The following is a 16,739-nucleotide window of genomic DNA, read 5'->3' as shown; positions in this document are numbered from 1 at the left end:
ATCAGGCGAGTGCGTTGTCTGCCTGGAGGAGTCCGTCGAGCAACTCCTCCTTCCAGGCGGCGAGTTGGGCGTCTCCACGGTGCCGTGGCCTGGCCTGCCCGATCCGCAGATCGCGGGTGATGCCCTGTTCGGTCAGGAGGAGCACACGGTCGGACAGCACAAGTGCCTCCTCCACATCGTGGGTCACGAGCAGGACCGTTCTCGGTTGCTCGGCCAGGACGCGTTCGAGGAGTTGCTGCATGGCCACGCGAGTGATCGCGTCCAGAGCGCCGAAGGGCTCGTCGAGGAGGAGGACGTGAGGCCGGTGCAGCAACGCTCGGGCGAGCGCCACCCGTTGACGTTGTCCGCCCGAAAGTTCTGACGGCCAGTCGGTCTCACGCCCGGACAAACCTACTTCGTTCAGCAGCTCCACTGCGCGTTCGCGTTGGTGCCGGGTTCCGAGCTGCACGTTGTCCAGGACATTCCGCCACGGCAGCAGTCGATCCTCCTGGAACATCATCCGCGACATCGGGCCGCCCGACCTGTCGCCGGTGGATTCGACCGCGCCGCGCGTCGGTTGTTCGAGGCCGGCGATGATGCGCAGAAGCGTGGACTTGCCGACCCCGCTGGGTCCGAGGAACGAGACGAACTCGCCGGGCGCGACACTCAGGTCGATATCGTGGAGAACGGTCTTGTCCCGGTAGCGGTGGCCGATTCCGGACAATTCGAGGCCGACGAGGTCGGTGGGCGGCATCAGCGATTCCCTCCCTGGTAGTGGGGATTCCACCGCAGAACCCGGGCTTCGATCAGCCTGGTGATCTGGTCGGCGAGTAGTCCTGCGACTGCGTACAGCAGGATCGCGAGAACGATCCGGTCGTTGCGCAGCATGTCCCGGCCGTTCTGGGCCAGGAACCCGATGCCCTCGCTGGTGGCGATCGTCTCGGCGATCACCAGCGTCAGCCAGGCGACTCCCAGCGCATACCGGATGCCCGTGAGAATCATCGGCATGGCCCCGGGAATGATGATGTCCCGTATGCGAGCGCCCCGGCCCAGTCCGTAGGACTCGCCCAGCTGAACGAGTTTCGGATCGACGGTGCGAATTCCCGCGACGGTGTTGAGGTACACGGGAAAGATCACACCCAAGGTCACGAGCACGACCTTCGGGAGTTCACCGATGCCGAACGCCGCGATCAGCAGCGGGACCAGGGCGAGGTGCGGAAGGGCACGCAGCATCTGCAGGGTGCGGTCCACCAACCCCTCGGCGATCTTCGACAGTCCGACGACGAAGCCGAGCGCGAGTCCGATCGATGCTCCGAGGGCGAACCCGATCAGGATCCGCCGCAGGCTGACCGTCAGGTGCCGCTGCAGCTCTCCCGCGGCCCACAATTGGTCTGCAGTGGCCAGGACCTTGCTGGGTGGAGGCAGGATCGAGGGTGAGATCGCCCCGGTCGAGGACGCCCATTGCCAGCCGAGAATCACGAGGACGGGCACCACCCACTGCAGCAACGACAACGGTTGAAGTCGGTAGCGAGGAACGGAACGTCGCGGCCGGCGGGGATCCTCCGTCGGCTCGGCCCGGGCGGCTCGCGGTGCAGCAAGTTGTGTCTCAGACATTCCCGGCGACACCTGATCCGGGTTGTGCTGATTTTCGGATACGAACTCGCGCTGAGTGGATATTCATGGCTTCTCCTTGTGCTGACGCCGAGGAGCCTACGAACATCTGCACAACGTTGTCTGCATCTGTATACACATGGATTCAAACTCTTTACTTCGGTTGTCCGCCTCTGGTAAGGCTTGCTTCACGGCACGGCGTTCGTGCCCGGACAGGGGAACTCGGTGGAGAGAGAATCATCGGTGTACAAGCAGCTACGTGAGCGGATAACGGGTGGCGCCGATCGGCCCGGGACGATGCTGATACCGGCGACGATCGGCGCGGAGCTGGGACTGTCCCGCACACCGGTGCGGGAAGCGCTGCAACGGCTCGAATACGAGGGGCTGGTTGTTCAGGCACCGCGCGGATACCGCGTACGTGAACGCACCGCCGAAGAGGTTCTCGAGATCTGCGAGGCACGGATCGCACTCGAGTCCGCGATCGCCTACTCCGCCGCGACCCGTCACACCGAATTGGACCTTGCACGGTTGACCCGACTGTTCGAGCAGGCGATCGAATCACCCGACCCCTCGACGAGCCTGGCGCTTCACAACGAATGGCACGGCGCGCTTCGGAGCGCGGCACACAATCAGACCATCACGCAACTGATGGACCGGCTGGACGCCCAGTTGCGGGTCTACGACGCCGAGGAAGCGCAGGCCTCGTCCAATCTGCAGCAGATCGAATCGGAACACCGCGAGATCCTGACCGCGGTGCAGGCCGGCGATGCCGAGAAGGCGCGAATCCTGATGATCGCGCACCAGGCGCGCACCCGCGATCTCCGGATCGCAGCAATGGCGCGGCGGTAGATCACCCGCACCGCCGTGCGACCGGACCCCGCAATCCCGACCGAAGCCGGGCGTGCCGCGGCGGCGTCTGCCCTGGCTGGTGGCCGCCGTGGCGGTGCTGGGGACGCCGCTCGGGCCAGCTGGGCCGTGTGGCCCCGTGGCCGATCCGTTCGACACGGTCGTCATCGACGAGCACGTCACCGAGATGATGCTCCTGGCTACGAAATGCCGCCATCACAGCACCGCCACATGACGGCTCAGCCCGCGATCGTCGGACTCATAAAGCCGTCGTCTTGGCCGGCCGGTTGCTGCCGAAGAGTTTTCGTGCCTGGTATCGCACCAGCCCGAAGCCCACGTCGATGACATAGAAACGGGCGGTCACGAGGAATTCCTGAAACTTGTTGCGGTTGACCGCATAGCTCAGGGAACGGACGAGTTCGGTATCGGCTTCGCCGAGCTCCGCCAGCCGCTCGAGGTTCTCGCGAGCGAACAGCTCACCGCCCTCCCCGGCAGCGTTCAAGTACATGCGGCGGACCGCCCTCGACGGGATCTCCCGGGGCAGGCTCGTGCACTGTCCGGATGCACCCACGATGTGGAGTCCGATCATCGTCCGCAGGCACTTCTCGCATCGGCCGCAGTTGTATTTGCTCGCCAGATTCCACCAGCACACCCGCAGGTGATTCATGGCGACCGCGGACTCCTTGATGCGGGCCAGTTTGGCAACACGGTCCGCTTCGATGCCGTCGTGCACGATCTCGACATCACTGCTCGACCACAGCGGGTCGAGGTCGGGATGCGTCCCGAGCGGGGCAAGCCGCGATTCGTCGTCGGACGCCGGAATGTAGACCTTGCGCAGGTGAGGGGACAATAGTAGCGAAACGTGGGCGAGGAAGGCGCCGTGTGCCTGGCTCTGCCAGTGCGGTCCGTGCTTGGCGTGGAGCAGGCGAACATTGGATCGGACCTCGATCAGCTCCTTTCCGAGTTCGGTCGCCATCGTCCGGGCCCGATCGACCGCCTCCTCCCACAGCACGTGGTTGTCGAGACTGATATCCAGTCCGTGGATGATGATCAAGTGCGTGATCTCATCGAGATGCTTCAGTGCGGTGTAGAAGGAGTCCACGCCACCGGAGAAGAAGCACCCGACCCCTCGACGGTCCTGTTCCAGCGGGCTGGGTGCCGCGGTCTCGGCCTGCGTGGAGGTGCGCTGAAGCATCTCGGGGAACCAGTCGAGCAGCACGTCCTGGGCGGCCAGGCTGCCCTCCAACGCGGTATTGTCGACGGCCGGGGTGATTGCGAGCTGCAACCCTTTTCGCATCGCTGTCACACGAAGCGTGGGCAGCCACGGGGTACCGGTGACATCGACAGCCACGTCGGACTCGGTCCACACGGTGAACGATTCGCCATCGATCACCAGCTCCGCAGTCGAGCGGTACGTGTCGTCAACCGACACCGAAGCCTTCAGTTCCATTGCCGCACCTCAATATAGGTATTCATTCGAGTTCCTCGTTCAGCTCTGTGTGACTCTCGCAAGTTACCGCACCGTGTCGTCGTCGGCCGAGCAACCATCGGAGTGGGACCGGGAACGAAGGAAGCCTGCGTCACTGAGCACCGGGCCCCGCAGCGGCGCCTACCTGCCTGACCAAGTCCCGAATCTCCTGCGCGACGAGATGGGGTTCGACCAGCGGAATGTAGTGATGACGGTTCACCGAATAGACGTGCCGTCCGGACGGGGAGAGTTCCGCGGTTCGGCGGTGCGCGATGCCGAGGAAATCGCGATCGCGATCCTTCTCGGGTGGGATCCTGTTCGACGAGATCGTGGTGAGCGAGACGTCGGGTATGTGGGGGCCACTGTCGTGAAGCGCAGTGAAACTTTCGCGGAAGGCTCGCCACTCGGCCCGCGCAGCGCGGACGGAGTTCATCGTCGATCCCTCGTCGACCGCTTCCTTCAGCGCCGCACCCTGCAAGAAGCGGTAGTAGGACTTCCCCAGCAGCGGGCGAAGAAGTTTCAACCGCGCCAGAATCACCTGCGAACCGTACAGCACCGAAGCACCCCGCATGGCTGCCATCATCCGCTCGGGTTTGCAGATCTCCGACACTTCGTCGACCAGAGCGACGGCCTTGATCGTGTCCGGTCGACGGTTCGCCGCCACGCGTACCACCGGGCCGCCGTAGCTGTGTCCCACAACGACGCAGGGGCGGTCGACGGTGGCGTCGAGGACGGCCAGATGGTCGTCGAGTATCCGATCGAAATCGCGTCCGGTCTCGTCGGGGTCGCTGAGTCCGTGCCCAGCGCGGTCATACACGATGGTGTGTGCAAACTCGGCAACCAGTGGTTGAACAAGCGACCAGGTCGATCGACTCTTTCCCATCCCAGCCTCGAAGAACACCGACACCGACCCATCTCCGGCAGTGCAGTAATGCAACCGACGATCGGCGATGAGAACAAAGCTGGACTTACTTTCAACAGGCATGGTGGAGCGGCCCTTCGGTCGGGCGCTGTGCGGCGGCGACGTGTCACGCCTCGAAATACACCGCTACGCGCCTATTTTCCTGCTCGGTGGTCTCTCGGAAGTTGGCACAGTTACTGATTCGAACTGATTCACCATACCCAGCACCGAAAATCGACTCGCCATCCCCATCGGCAGTGATGACAGACGGACGGGTCGGGTACGGGAATCCATGGATCTCCAATACCTGAGGTCGGTTACCGGGCCTCCTCACGAACTGGACTGTCGAACTACCCCTTTGGAATTGGACTCAGAACGTCAGGTCGATGCGCTGCGCCCACCTGACCACCCTCGACGCGCAACTGCGCGAGCGCGGGGTTGGTTTGCGAACGCACCGTCGCCCAGGTCCCCGACACCCTCGGTGTTCGAGGCCACCACCGGCGCCGATCTGGCTGTCACCTGGGTGTATCGAGGTCACTATGTCCGCAGCGACATCGCCACTCAAAACCATTGCTGTAATTGCCAACCCGTTGACCCAGTGGCCGACATAGGCCGTACCGTATGCGGCGACCGTCAGATCCGCGCCGGATCTTGATCTGCCTGAACACATCTGTGGGCGTTACTTTGTGGGTCACGTTCGGGAAGATCGTGCCAGTACGGCACACTTCGACGGAAGATGGTGGAATCGGGATTCGGTGGTGTGATGACCGGGGACGCGCGTGCCTGGCATCATCACCGTGAAGAGAGGGATCAAGGCATGGCAGTCCAAGCATCCATCGACCTCGTCGGGGTGAACGTCATCAAATCGGTGTTCTCCATCGATGGCAAGCACTTCACCGTGCAGACATCGGCCAACGTTTCCCTGGACCGGAGCGGAACGCCCTGGCTGCCCCCGGGAGTCGTGGTGGCGATGACGACCGAGCAGGACTTGGAGCTCGACGCCCCCGTCGATCCTGCCGCGCTGTCCGGTGCCGAACAGGCACGTGACCTACTGCACTCGTGGTACCCGCAACTCCACACCCCGAGCGTCGTCGCGCCCGTCATTTCAACAAGCGATCGTGAGGGCGGCGGCGTCGGATGCTTCTTCAGTGGCGGTCTCGACGCGTTCTACTCCGTTCTGGAGAATCGAGCCGAGATCACGCATCTCATCCTGGTGCACGGATTCGACATCGATCCTCGTCGCCCGAAACCATACGAGCGAATATCGGCAGGTGCGCGCGAAGTTGCTGCCGAGATGGGAGTAGAGCTGATCGAGATTCGTACCGACCTCCAGTTTCTCCACACGAGACACGGAAACAACTGGGGTAGCACCGCACATGGCGCTGCGCTCGCACATGTGGCGCTCCTTCTCTCACCCCACCTACGCAAGGTGATTGTGGCCGCGTCCGGGTCCTACGACACGGGCAACATGACCCCGCACGGGAGTCATCCGGATCTCGATCCGCTGTGGTCGAGCGGAAACCTCGAGATCGTTCAGGACGGTACGGAGGCCCACCGGATCGACAAGGCCGAGGCCATCAAGGACAGCGATCTGGCGATGCGCCACCTGCGCGTGTGCAATTTGAACTGGGACGGCGACTACAACTGCGGGAAGTGCGAAAAGTGCATCCGCACAATGATCAACCTGTACATCGCCGGAGGGCTGGAACGGTGTGAGACGCTTCCCCATACGATCCCGATCGAGAGAATGAACCGCATGCACGTCACGTCGGGGGCTTTCCCCTTCGCGAAGGAGAACCTCGACGCGATGCGCGCCCGGGGAATCCGCGACGCCGAGCTGGAAGCCGCTCTGCAACGCATTCTCGACCGCACTCCCCGCGAGCAGCGAATTCTCGAGTACCGGTGGTTGCTCTTGGAAGTTGCGCCGCGCGTGCCGCGCGTCTTGATCGGCCTCCTGGTTCAGCGTCTCCGGACAATTCGCGCTGATCGATCCTCGCACTCTGCGTAGCATTGACCGTGCGCGAAGAAGCATGACAGCGCTGTCGTGAATACCCGAGCAAGAAGAGCGGCATCCCGAGCCCGTGGTGGGCGGGGCTGTGCCGAGTTCCGCCGATACCCCGCTCCGGCCTTTCGTGGCGTACAGCAGGATAGCGAGAACGGGTCCGGTCGTAGGGATTGGTGGACCACACCCTGCAGATGCTGCGTGCCCTTCCGCACCTCGCCGTGGTCCCGCTGGTGATCGTCTACACGTTCGCCACCAGCGAGGGCATCCGGTTCCTGGCCCAGAACGGCCGGGACATGCTGCGCATCTTCGACTACGAATTCGCGCGCGCTTCGGAGCGCGGCACACAATCAGAGGCCTCGTCCAATCTGCAGCAGATCGAATCGGAACACCGCGAGATCCTGACCGCGGTGCAGGCCGGCGATGCCGAGAAGGCGCGAATCCTGATGATCGCGCACCAGGCGCGCACCCGCGATCTCCGCATCGCAGCAATGGCGCGGCGGTAGATCACCCGCACCGCCGTGCGACCCGGACCCACCGCACCCGTCCACTACCATCCTTCGCAGATGGGACGCGCGGTCTGGGCGCCCGGTGAGACGAAGGATCGGCAATGACGAACGACCGCAGCGAGAGCCCGCAATCCCACCCGAAGCCGGGCGGCCCGCGGCGGCGACTGCCCTGGCTGGTGGCCGCCACGGTGGCGGTGGTGGGGGTTGTCGCCGTCGGTGCGTACGTGCTGACCGCCGGATCCGACGACGCCGGCGAAGCCCACGACTTCGCACCCAGCGCGGACAATCCCGACCCGTCACTGGCAATCAAGGGGATCGTCACGGTCGACTATGGGCCCGCCGATCATGTGCAGGCACCGCAACGGGTGGCCTACGACCAGAGTCCGCCGTTCGGTGGTGCACACGATCAGTACTGGGCTAGCTGCACCGGAATTGTCTATCCCGATGCGATCCGCACCGAGAACGCCGTGCATTCCCTCGAGCACGGGGCCGTGTGGGTGACCTACGACCCGGATCGTCTGAGCGCCGACGACATCACCGCACTGGCGGCGTACGTCGAGGGCGAACCGTACACCCTGATGTCGCCGTACCCGGGTCTCGGTTCGGCAGTGTCGCTGCAGTCGTGGGGTCACCAACTCCGACTCGACGACGTCCACGACCAGCGGATCGCCGACTTCCTCACAGCTCTGCGACAGAACCCGAACACGTACCCGGAGCCCGGAGCGACCTGCTCGACGGTGCGCGGCGGATTCGACCCCGCCGATCCGCCGCCGTTCGATCCCTCCGCACCGGGCACGGATGCAGTTCCGGTGGACGGCAACTAGCGCCGGAAATTCCTGCCGAGAATTTCGGCGACGGTGTCGATATCGCGCTTGCTCATTCGACTCATTGGTAGAAGCACAATGAGGAGGTGAGAGCGATGTTGTCGGCACATCTGTTGTCCGGTCTGACCAGTGACGAGGTCGATCTGATCGTTGCGGATGAACTGCATCTGCTCGATGCCACCGTATGAGCGGCGGTGTCCGCCACGGCGCGCGCACCGTCAGTCGCTTCGGGAAATGTCTGCGTCGAGCGTGGCGGCGATCCGGTCTCTGATCAAGCGGTAATCGACGTCGGTCACGAAACGGTGCACCGGCCCCCGCGCCGGAGTGACGCCCCAGACACTCGACCGCCCATCCACCCGGTGCACCCGGGGTTGGGCGTCGGTGGCGGACAGCACGACCGTCGGGTCGAGCATCACGGCGGCTGCGACGGAATCGTGTGAGGTGTAGATCGGGTGCTCTGCGCGGTAGGTGCTGGTGCAGTACCGGTGGTAGTCCTCGGTGATGTCGCGGACGAAGGCCGCGACCTTCCCCGATGCGGAGCGAGCGACCAGGTCGGCCCAGGTCAGTCGAAGTCGGCCGGTGACATTCGTTCCCACCCACGTGATCGGCCCCGGCGCCGCCGCGACGGTCGCGGTCGCGGCCGGATCGTGGTTGGTGTTCGTGTCGCCTTTGCCGAGGAACTGTGGTTGCAATGCGGCCTCGGCACTTCTCCGCGAGGCGGATCCCATTCCGCCCATGATGGTGACGGACCGGAACCGCGTCAGGATCTGTGGGTCGCGTGTGACGGCGGCGGCGATGTTCGCAAGCGGTCCCAGGCAGAGCAGGTCCACCGATCCGGGCCGGTCTTCCGCGGCGCGGAAAAGTTGCTCGACGGCGGAACCGGACGCCGGACCGATGCCCGGCGGTGGCCGATGGCCGCGGTCGCCGAGTCCGTCGACACCGTGTGCGGACGGAGTTGCGGGCGGTGGCCCGGGACGCGGCAGTCCGATACACACCGGAACGTCGCGAAGGCCGACAACAGACAGGACGGTGAGGGCATTCGACGCAGCCTGTGTTTCGGTGCAGTTGCCGAACACGCTTCCTACACCGACGATCTCGGCGCAGGGGTCGTGCGCAATGGTAAGCAGGGCAAGGGCATCGTCGACGCCGGTGTCGGTGTCGACGAGTACGTAGCGAACGACCACTGCCCCGTCCTGTCCCCGCGATCCGCCATCCAATCGGACTCGAATGCACTCGTGCGCAGTCTAACCGAGTCAGCAGCGCTCGCACCCGTGCCGTTTCAGTAACTGAACGTGACCGCCCCCTCGTCACCGATCAACTTCCACATCGGAACCGTCCCGGCGAGTTCGGCATTGGATACCAGCGCGTCCTTGTCGAGGTGCTTGGCCTCGAAGCAGATCGGACACACCATGTACGTGCCGCCCGCGCTCTCGAATCGTGCAGCCAGATCAGGAAGCGGCGGGCAACCCTCGCAGGCGACGCCCTGGATCGTGCCGTCGAGCGCGAGCCGTACCGCTTCCTTCGTGAGAAACATCAGCGTCTGGCGCTGTTGTTCTGCCGCGCCGACCGCGACCAGAAACGCAACCGTCACCTTCTCGGCGTCCTCGAGACCGGTGGTGAGACTGACCACTGCTTTATTAGTCATGGATCCGAGTCTTCGCCGCATGATAACTGCCGACAAGGGCCCGAGGGGACAGTATCGCGTCTAACCTGAGGAGGTGTTCGAAGAGCATCCGTTACAGCAGATTTCGATGCGGCGGAATGGCGACAGTAAGGTCACCGTTCGCCTCGAAGTCCGCCGGAGTCGCTCCACCAGCGCAAACGTCGCCGAGCATGTCGGGATTCACCCGCGCCTGCTGGCCCGGATCGGAGCCGAGCCCCGTCAGCAGACACGGGTGAGTCACCAGGGAACGACCGCACTGTTCACACTGATACCGGAGGCAGATGCACACGGGATCGACGCCGTTCAGGTAACTGATGGTGGATGCCGTCGGATCGGCGCCGAGCCCGGACACGCGGTGGTCCTCGACCTCCGGTGTATCGATCCCACCATCTCCGAGGCAGAGGCCGAAGTCGAGGGTGAATTCGTCGAGCGACTCGACGACGACGGGCACCACCACCGCCTCGTGGTCCTCGCACCGCACGGCGGCGCCATCGAAAGCCGCACGGATCGGCAGGCCGAGCAGGTTTACGCGTCGCTCGGATCGCGCGATTCGACGCTGTGGACGTGCAAAGGGTGGCGACCGGCAGGCAACGCATACCGGGCATGGCACATTTCGTCGGGCGATCTCAGTGTGCGCAGCTTCCCGCTTCTACGCTCCCTGGGTGCACGACGATTCCAGTGGGCGGTGTCGTTCCACGGCTACCGAGGACACGACGTCCTCATCGGGGGCCGTGCACCCGCACGCCTCAAATCGGATGTCCTCAACGCAGTCGCGAAGGCACTCGACGGAACCGGAGTCCGTGTTCGCGTAGCCGATCCCGGCGAACGCTACAGCGGTAGTTCCGCGTCCAACCTGGTCAACCGCCTCACCGTCGACGCTGCGGGCGGAATTCAGATCGAACAGTCCCGACCCGCGCGGACGCTGTACGGAGAAGCCATCGCTGCCGCTGTCACAGGGGTCTGCGAATCCTGGATCGCCGCGGACGCCGGTCGGTGATCACCTCATCTGGTCGCCGATACCAATCGTCGCCGGTGCGACTCACCCACCGGGCGCCCAGCACGGCCCGTCCGGAGGCGGCGTGTGCTCGTAGCCCGGATAGCACGGCAGCACCTGAGGTGGCGCTGGTGCGGGCACGGGTGCTGGTGCGGGCACGGGTGCCGGTACCGGTGGCGAGCCGGGCGGGAGACACGGTCCGTCCGGAGGCGGTGTGTGCTCGTAGCCGGGGTAGCAGGGCAGCACCTGGGGTGCGGGCGCGGGCGCGGGTGCCGGTGCGGGCACGGGTGCCGGCAGCACCTGCGGTGATTGCGGCGCCGGAGTTGCTGCCGGCGGGACCTCGTCCTGAACCGGAGCCTCCGCGGCCGGTGGCACCTGCTCGGCCGCCGTCGGGTTCGCCCTGGCGGTCGGTGATGGGGCGGGTGTCGGCCCGGCCGCGCTGGACGCTGGCACGGGCACCACGACGTCGGGTGATGCCGATTGCGACCCGATGATCACACCCCCGACGATCGCGACGGCAATGATCGCGGCGAGCGCAAGCCCTGCGAGCAGGAGGCGGCGGTTGCGGTCGTTCGGAGGGATCGCGGGAGTGGGATCGGCGGCAGGCTGCGGACCTGTCGCCGCGGCGCGAGCGGCGGCCGCGGCCAGGTCGCTCGGCGACCGATAGCGCCGCGCGGGATCGGCTGCCGTTCCGCGTGCGATCACAGCCTGCATGCCGACGGGAAGCGTCGAGAACTTCGACGACGGCAACTCCCGGCCGTTCGACGCGAACTGCCCGCCGGTCAGGCACTCGTACAAGACGGTGCTCAGACCGGGGACTCCCGCCACGGCGCCGGGAGCCGTGGGGAGCCCGACGTCCGTGAGCTGAACCAGTCCCCCGTCCAGCACGACGACGTTCGCCGACGCCACTCCCCGCTCGACCAGCCCCGCGGCGTGCACGGCCTCCAGCGCCGCGGCCAATTGCTGGACGACTCCGACCGCGCGAGATGCCTCCATCGGTCCGCCCGACTGAAGGATTGTCCGCAGGTTCGTTCCGCCGATGAGCGGAGTCGCGAGGTAGAGCCGGTTTCCGATCTGCCCGAAGTCGTGGATCGCAACCACGTGCGGGTTCCGGATGTGCGCCGCGATGCCTGCTTCACGGACGAACCGATCACAATATTCGTCGTCCTCGCTCGCGTCCCGAGGCAACGCCCGCACCGCGACGTGCCGAGCGGTGACGGTGTCGAATGCCGCCCACACCTCGCCGTTCTCGTCCACCGACAGCGACCGGTCCAGCCGGTATCTGCCGAATAACGCTCCACTTTGCATTGCCACTCTCCGCCGATCGAAATTGCCGCGTCTGCGGGACTGTGCACCGGGGACGGGCGACACATCGGAGAGGCGCGCCCGCCTCCACCGAGATTCTAGGCGGTGGCGCCCGGCGGTTCGCGGTGGAGACGATCAGGGCACGTCGAAGGTGCCGAAGCCCGGAAGCAACGCCTGTGGATACTCGGCCGGGGCCATCGTGCCGACGACGATTCGCCCGCTGCCGGTGGCCACGTCGATCTCGGGGCGAGGCGAATCGGTCGACCCGGCGGTTCCGATGGGGATCGTGGCCGCGCCGGTCGCCCCGGTGTTCACGTTCAGCCAGTGCACCCGCACAGCATTCGCCCGCATGGCGTTACCCGGTCCGGGTATGCACGTGTCCGCACTGATGGGATTCAGGACGTAACACTCGCTCACGGTGCGAAACCGCACGACTCCGGGTACCCGACCCGTGACTGCGTCGACGGTGAAGTAGGCGGCGAGAACCGGGCTCATCCCGATCGGTGGGACCTGCAGGGTCGTCACACGTTCCGTCGTATCCTCGGGCGCTGCGACAGCAATGCCCTGCCCGGCCGCTGCGATCACCGTTGCAATGCCGACTCCGGCGAGAAGCTTTCCTGCTCCACGCATCTGAATTCCCCCTCCTTGCCCCGAGCCGTTCAGCGCGAAGGGCTCCCCCCTGCATCCTAGGGGCCGCACGAGTGTCGCCGGATCGGAAGTTGCCGGATCGGAAGTTGCCGGATCACCGGCTCTGCTGCGGCATCCGCGATTGATCGGTGCAGTTTTCGCACGTACCGCCATCAGGCATGAATGCCGGCACGGTCGAGTTGAGAGACTCGTTGCGGGCTCAGGTCGAGGATGACACCGATGTCACGCACCGAGAGACCCGATCGGCGCAGATGCGCCACCGCGGCCCGCGAAGCCCGCGCTGCGCATTCCTGCGCGTGGGCGGCAGACTCGACCTGCCAGTGGGCGGCGCGGGCCTCCATGAGCGCCGCGGAATCTCCGATTTCGTAGTCGAGTTCCACCTCGACGTCCTCGGCCCGAACACCCCGGACCAGATGGACGGCCTCCGCCACGATGGCGGACACCTGATCGAGCCGCCGAGCCTGGGTGAGCACGCCTTCGACTCCCGGAACCTCCACCACCCACGATCCGCCGCGACGGGTGGCCGTCGCCGTCACCTTCATCACGAACCTCCCGGCCCGTATCTCGTGTGAATATTCGTCCTCCCGACCACAAGTCTAGCCCCCCTCTACTGCGCACAACGACACGGACAGAAGACATTCAGAGTGCGCAATTGCCGGACGACAACCCGTCGCTGTCACCAGAAATCGAGTGCCTGCGCAGTCGCGGTGGACTCGGCATGCGTGGGCCGGAGTGCACCGCCGATCGCGTAGACGGTGTGCCCGACCGTCGCGACGGACATCCCGTGAGCTCCGGTGGGCATGGGCGGCAACGCCGACCAGGTCGCCGAAGCGACGTCGTAGGCCTCGACCGTCGACAGCACCCGGGTCGGCTGTTCACCGCCGACTGCGACGATGCGGCCGTCGATGAACGCCGCCCCGAGCCCGCCACGAGGGGTGGGCATGCCGGGCAGCGTCGCCCACGTCCCCGCAACCGGATCGAAGCGTTCGACCGCGGCCGTGTTCTGATCCGACGCCAGATCGCGGCCACCGATCGCGTAGAAGTACTTCCCGTCCGACACCCCGGCCAGATGCTCCCGTGACGTCGGAATGTCCTCGACGGTCGTCCACTTCGTTCCGTCGAACACCTCTGTCGACGCCACCAGTTCGCCCTCCGCCTGACCCCCGGCGACGACGATCTCGTTGCCCACCACGGCCGCGGCACCGGCCGCCCGCGGCACGTTCAGCGGGGGCAGGTCCACCCAGTTGCCGTCCCGCAGCGCGAGCACCCGGTCCGACGTCGTACCGGTAAGGTTCGGCCCTTCCGGCACCCAGCCTCCGAGGACCACCAACTCGCCGCCGTATTCGACGGCCATCGCATGATTGAGCGGGACCGGAAGGTCGGGACCGGCCTTCCAGGTGTCGATGGCCGGGTCGTTGCCCTCGACCTTCGGGGTCGACCCCACATTGTCGAGTCCGCCGACCACCCAGATCGTCCCGTCCGCGACGGCAGTCGCGGTCTGCTGGCGGGCGATCGGCGCGTCCCTCAGCGGACGCCACGCCGGTGCCCATTGCGTCTTGCGTGGCGCGATCTGCAGCGCCTCGGAAACAGCTGTCGATTCGGCGTGCGTGGGCTTGATGCCGCCGCCGACCGCGTACACCGTGTTGCCGACCGCGCCGACCGCCATCCCGTGCCGCGGCGTGCGCAGAGCAGGCAATTGCGACCACGTCCCTGCGATCACGTCGTAGGCCTCGACCGTGGAGAGCACCCGGGTTGGTTCTTCACCGCCGACTGCGACGATGCGGCCGTCGATGAACGCCGCTCCGAGCCCGCCGCGGGGGGTGGGCATGCCGGGCAGCGTCGCCCACGTTCCCGCAGCCGGATCGAAACGTTCGACCGCGGCGGTGTTCTGATCCGACGCCAGATCGCGCCCGCCGATCGCGTAGAAGTACTTCCCGTCCGAGACGCCTGCCAGATGCTCCCGTGGCGTCGGGATGTTCGGGACCGTCGTCCACTTCGTTCCGTCGAACACTTCTGTCGTAGCCACCAGGCCACCGTCCGCCTGTCCCCCGGCGACCACGATCTTGTCGCCCACCACGGCCGCGGCACCGGCCGCCCGCGGCACGTTCAGCGGGGGCAGATCGACCCATCGCCCGTCGCGCATGGCCATCACCCGAGCGGAGGCGACGGCTGTCAGGTTCTGGCCTTTCGCTTGCCATCCGCCGATGAGTACGGGCTCGTCGTTGTAGGTGACGGCCATCGCATGATTGAGCGGGACGGGGAGATCGGGGCCGGCCTTCCAGGTGTCGATGGCCGGGTCGTAGCCTTCCTGCCGGGCGGACACACCGTTGTCGTCCAACCCTCCGAAGACCCACATGGTGCCGTCCGCGACTGTCGTCGCCGTCTGCTGACGGGCGACCCGGGCGTCGGCGACCGGTCGCCACGCCGCGGTCGGGTCGACGGCCGGGGGCTCACCCGCTTGCTGGGCGGTCGGTCCCGCGGCGCCGGGTCCGGTTGCCTCCCTGAACACGAGGTAACCACCACCGGCCAGCACCAGCGCCACCACCAGCGCGAGCACGGTCAGGATGCGGCGCCGCCGGGTGCGGGCCTGCCGACTGCTCCCCGGCACTCCCGGTGGCGGCCAGGGCGACGGACCCGTCGGTGGCCAGGGCGACGGACCCGTCGGCGGCCAGGGCGACGGACCCGTCGGTGGCCAGAACGGGCCCGAGGGGTGCGACTCCGGCTGGATCTGCTCGGTCGGTGCGAAGACTGGGCGCTGACCGTCCGAATCCTCGAACCGGATCTGACGGTAGCCACCGGCATCCGCCGCCGACGGATGCGACTCGGCCGGCTGGGCGGGTTCCAGGGGTGCCAGCGCCATCGCGTCCGAACGCAACCCGATGTGTCGCTGCGCGGCTTGGAGTTCGTGTCCGAACTCTTCGGCGGACGCCGGCCGAGCGAACGGATTCGACGCCATCGCCCTCTCGATGACGGCGCACACACCGTCCGGGATGCCTTGAGCGCGCAGGTCCGGCACCGTCAGGGTGCTGATCCTCACGAACTGCGCGACGAGTTCCTCGCCGGTCTTCCGCTCGAACGCCGCCCGCCCCGCGATCAGCGAAAAGATCGTCGCGCCCAGACCGTAGACGTCCGAACGTGCGGTCGGCGATTCGCCGTTGAGGACTTCCGGTGCGGTGAACGCCAGTGATCCGGTGAACCCGCCGGTGGCGGTTTCGTAGCCGCCGGCGATGTGCGCAATGCCGAAATCGGTCAACTGCGGCTCGCCGTAGTCGGTGAGCAGGATGTTCGCGGGTTTGATGTCCCGATGGAGGGTGCCGGTCCGGTGCGCCGTCTCCAGTGCGCCCGCCAGCTTCACTCCGATGCTGATCGCCTCCGGCCAGGGCAGCGGACCTTCTCTGCGTATCTGCACCGCCAGCGAGTCGCGGGGGTGGTAATGCATGACAATGTACGGGCGACCGGTCTCGGTCACGCCGACCTGCAGAATGTTGACGATGTTCGGGTGGCCGGAGAGCCCGCCCATCGCGTAGCCCTCCCGCAGGAACCGCTCGCGGTTCTCGGAGTCCAGGTCCGACGTCAGGACCTTGATTGCGACGATTCGACCGAGCGAACGCTGCAGACAGCGGTACACGACACCGAACCCGCCCCGGCCGACCTCCTCGGCACCCGCGAAACCGGCAGCGTCCAACTCCGCCACGATCCCGTGGCCGACTGCGCGGATCGACGCCGCCTGGGTCGCGTCTGGGTCGAAAACTGCCATCGAGCGCCTCAGTTCCATCCGACATCCGCGTCGGCGCGTTCAGCGTCGAAGACGCGAATATCTTTCTCTCTCAAGGGCGAAACGCGGAATTCTCTCGTCGAATGCCGACGGGAACCGCCGTGTCCAGCAAGTATTCGACGCGTCGCGAAGCGCGTCAAGATGACAATTTCCCCACCCCAGGGTGCCTAGCGGTGGCCACGATTTCGTGTCGCGTCGGCAACACCGCACCGAT

The 16,739-nt window shown here is 66.1% G+C and carries 17 protein-coding genes; 6 read left to right on the top strand and 11 right to left on the bottom strand.

What is annotated here, in order from left to right:
- Window position 1: 1 nt before the first annotated feature.
- Entirely contained in the window at window positions 2-733 is a 732-nt protein-coding gene (locus BLV94_RS45110; protein ID WP_072943333.1) for an ABC transporter ATP-binding protein, read from the bottom strand.
- Entirely contained in the window at window positions 733-1,593 is an 861-nt protein-coding gene (locus tag BLV94_RS45105) for an ABC transporter permease subunit (protein WP_083395872.1), read from the bottom strand. Before BLV94_RS45105 ends, BLV94_RS45110 begins: the two co-directional genes overlap by 1 nt.
- 222 nt (window positions 1,594-1,815) lie before the next feature.
- On the opposite strand from BLV94_RS45105, the gene BLV94_RS45100 reads away from it, so the two are divergent.
- Both BLV94_RS45100 and BLV94_RS49045 read left to right on the top strand, forming a co-directional pair.
- Complete coding sequence (locus BLV94_RS45100; RefSeq protein ID WP_095864325.1) at window positions 1,816-2,439, top strand: GntR family transcriptional regulator; 624 nt, start codon at window positions 1,816-1,818, stop codon at window positions 2,437-2,439.
- 52 nt (window positions 2,440-2,491) lie between these two features.
- Complete coding sequence (locus BLV94_RS49045; RefSeq protein WP_143051475.1) at window positions 2,492-2,671, top strand: hypothetical protein; 180 nt, start codon at window positions 2,492-2,494, stop codon at window positions 2,669-2,671.
- A 24-nt stretch (window positions 2,672-2,695) separates the two neighbouring features.
- Here BLV94_RS49045 and BLV94_RS45095 read toward each other — a convergent pair whose 3' ends face one another.
- Together BLV94_RS45095 and BLV94_RS45090 are read right to left on the bottom strand one after the other, a co-directional pair.
- Window positions 2,696-3,886 carry an adenine nucleotide alpha hydrolase family protein gene (locus BLV94_RS45095; RefSeq protein ID WP_072943331.1) on the bottom strand — a complete coding sequence of 397 codons (1,191 nt, stop codon included), beginning with the start codon at window positions 3,884-3,886 and terminating at the stop codon, window positions 2,696-2,698.
- Window positions 3,887-4,016: 130 nt separating this feature from the next.
- Window positions 4,017-4,787 carry an alpha/beta fold hydrolase gene (locus BLV94_RS45090; RefSeq protein ID WP_244163815.1) on the bottom strand — a complete coding sequence of 257 codons (771 nt, stop codon included), beginning with the start codon at window positions 4,785-4,787 and terminating at the stop codon, window positions 4,017-4,019.
- A gap of 835 nt (window positions 4,788-5,622) precedes the next feature.
- Here BLV94_RS45090 and BLV94_RS45085 point away from each other — a divergent pair.
- The 3 genes from BLV94_RS45085 (at window position 5,623) to BLV94_RS45075 (ending at window position 8,140) form a co-directional block, all read left to right on the top strand.
- Window positions 5,623-6,813: an adenine nucleotide alpha hydrolase family protein gene (locus tag BLV94_RS45085; protein WP_072943362.1), complete on the top strand. Its 1,191-nt coding sequence runs from the start codon at window positions 5,623-5,625 to the stop codon at window positions 6,811-6,813.
- Window positions 6,814-6,983: 170 nt separating this feature from the next.
- Window positions 6,984-7,313: an FCD domain-containing protein gene (locus BLV94_RS51290; RefSeq protein WP_072943328.1), complete on the top strand. Its 330-nt coding sequence runs from the start codon at window positions 6,984-6,986 to the stop codon at window positions 7,311-7,313.
- A gap of 104 nt (window positions 7,314-7,417) precedes the next feature.
- Complete coding sequence (locus BLV94_RS45075) at window positions 7,418-8,140, top strand: DUF3105 domain-containing protein (RefSeq protein ID WP_072943326.1); 723 nt, start codon at window positions 7,418-7,420, stop codon at window positions 8,138-8,140.
- Window positions 8,141-8,358: 218 nt separating this feature from the next.
- On the opposite strand, the gene BLV94_RS45070 is transcribed toward BLV94_RS45075, so the two are convergent.
- The 3 genes from BLV94_RS45070 to BLV94_RS51285 form a co-directional block, all read right to left on the bottom strand.
- Window positions 8,359-9,324 carry a nucleoside hydrolase gene (locus BLV94_RS45070; RefSeq protein WP_072943325.1) on the bottom strand — a complete coding sequence of 322 codons (966 nt, stop codon included), beginning with the start codon at window positions 9,322-9,324 and terminating at the stop codon, window positions 8,359-8,361.
- A 95-nt stretch (window positions 9,325-9,419) separates the two neighbouring features.
- The gene (locus BLV94_RS45065) at window positions 9,420-9,785 is read right to left on the bottom strand and encodes a DsrE family protein (protein ID WP_072943323.1); all 366 of its coding nucleotides are present in this window, start codon (window positions 9,783-9,785) and stop codon (window positions 9,420-9,422) included.
- Window positions 9,786-9,876: 91 nt separating this feature from the next.
- Window positions 9,877-10,155, bottom strand: coding sequence for a hypothetical protein (locus BLV94_RS51285; RefSeq protein WP_244163814.1), 279 nt, complete (start codon window positions 10,153-10,155; stop codon window positions 9,877-9,879).
- Window positions 10,156-10,158: 3 nt separating this feature from the next.
- Between BLV94_RS51285 and BLV94_RS45060 the strand changes: the two genes are divergently transcribed.
- Window positions 10,159-10,800 carry a poly-gamma-glutamate hydrolase family protein gene (locus BLV94_RS45060; protein WP_244163813.1) on the top strand — a complete coding sequence of 214 codons (642 nt, stop codon included), beginning with the start codon at window positions 10,159-10,161 and terminating at the stop codon, window positions 10,798-10,800.
- A gap of 42 nt (window positions 10,801-10,842) precedes the next feature.
- Here the strand turns inward: BLV94_RS45060 and BLV94_RS45055 are convergent, their stop codons facing one another.
- From BLV94_RS45055 to BLV94_RS45040, 4 genes are all read right to left on the bottom strand, one after another.
- Complete coding sequence (locus BLV94_RS45055) at window positions 10,843-12,105, bottom strand: protein kinase (protein ID WP_072943322.1); 1,263 nt, start codon at window positions 12,103-12,105, stop codon at window positions 10,843-10,845.
- 132 nt (window positions 12,106-12,237) lie between these two features.
- Window positions 12,238-12,732: a hypothetical protein gene (locus BLV94_RS45050; protein ID WP_072943320.1), complete on the bottom strand. Its 495-nt coding sequence runs from the start codon at window positions 12,730-12,732 to the stop codon at window positions 12,238-12,240.
- 170 nt (window positions 12,733-12,902) lie between these two features.
- Window positions 12,903-13,292 carry a hypothetical protein gene (locus BLV94_RS45045; protein WP_072943318.1) on the bottom strand — a complete coding sequence of 130 codons (390 nt, stop codon included), beginning with the start codon at window positions 13,290-13,292 and terminating at the stop codon, window positions 12,903-12,905.
- A gap of 134 nt (window positions 13,293-13,426) precedes the next feature.
- Window positions 13,427-16,507, bottom strand: coding sequence for a serine/threonine-protein kinase (locus tag BLV94_RS45040; RefSeq protein ID WP_072943358.1), 3,081 nt, complete (start codon window positions 16,505-16,507; stop codon window positions 13,427-13,429).
- Between the last annotated feature and the right edge of the window lie 232 nt (window positions 16,508-16,739).

It is taken from the genome of Rhodococcus koreensis, from assembly GCF_900105905.1.
Lineage (GTDB): Bacteria > Actinomycetota > Actinomycetes > Mycobacteriales > Mycobacteriaceae > Rhodococcus_F > Rhodococcus_F koreensis.
The sequence above is the reverse complement of the archived record's forward strand: the minus strand, read 5'-3'. Positions and strand labels throughout refer to the sequence as shown.

Bases quoted from the DNA above. Each gene is read 5' to 3' on its own strand.
- BLV94_RS45105 (WP_083395872.1), bottom strand. From the start codon at position 1,593: ATGTCTGAGACACAACTTGCTGCACCGCGAGCCGCCCGGGCCGAGCCG.
- BLV94_RS45110 (WP_072943333.1), bottom strand. From the start codon at position 733: ATGCCGCCCACCGACCTCGTCGGCCTCGAATTGTCCGGAATCGGCCAC.
- BLV94_RS45065 (WP_072943323.1), bottom strand. From the start codon at position 9,785: ATGACTAATAAAGCAGTGGTCAGTCTCACCACCGGTCTCGAGGACGCC.
- BLV94_RS45090 (WP_244163815.1), bottom strand. From the start codon at position 4,787: ATGGGAAAGAGTCGATCGACCTGGTCGCTTGTTCAACCACTGGTTGCC.
- BLV94_RS45075 (WP_072943326.1), top strand. From the start codon at position 7,418: ATGACGAACGACCGCAGCGAGAGCCCGCAATCCCACCCGAAGCCGGGC.
- BLV94_RS45040 (WP_072943358.1), bottom strand. From the start codon at position 16,507: ATGGCAGTTTTCGACCCAGACGCGACCCAGGCGGCGTCGATCCGCGCA.
- BLV94_RS45055 (WP_072943322.1), bottom strand. From the start codon at position 12,105: ATGCAAAGTGGAGCGTTATTCGGCAGATACCGGCTGGACCGGTCGCTG.
- BLV94_RS45095 (WP_072943331.1), bottom strand. From the start codon at position 3,886: ATGGAACTGAAGGCTTCGGTGTCGGTTGACGACACGTACCGCTCGACT.
- BLV94_RS45050 (WP_072943320.1), bottom strand. From the start codon at position 12,732: ATGCGTGGAGCAGGAAAGCTTCTCGCCGGAGTCGGCATTGCAACGGTG.
- BLV94_RS45085 (WP_072943362.1), top strand. From the start codon at position 5,623: ATGGCAGTCCAAGCATCCATCGACCTCGTCGGGGTGAACGTCATCAAA.
- BLV94_RS45045 (WP_072943318.1), bottom strand. From the start codon at position 13,292: ATGAAGGTGACGGCGACGGCCACCCGTCGCGGCGGATCGTGGGTGGTG.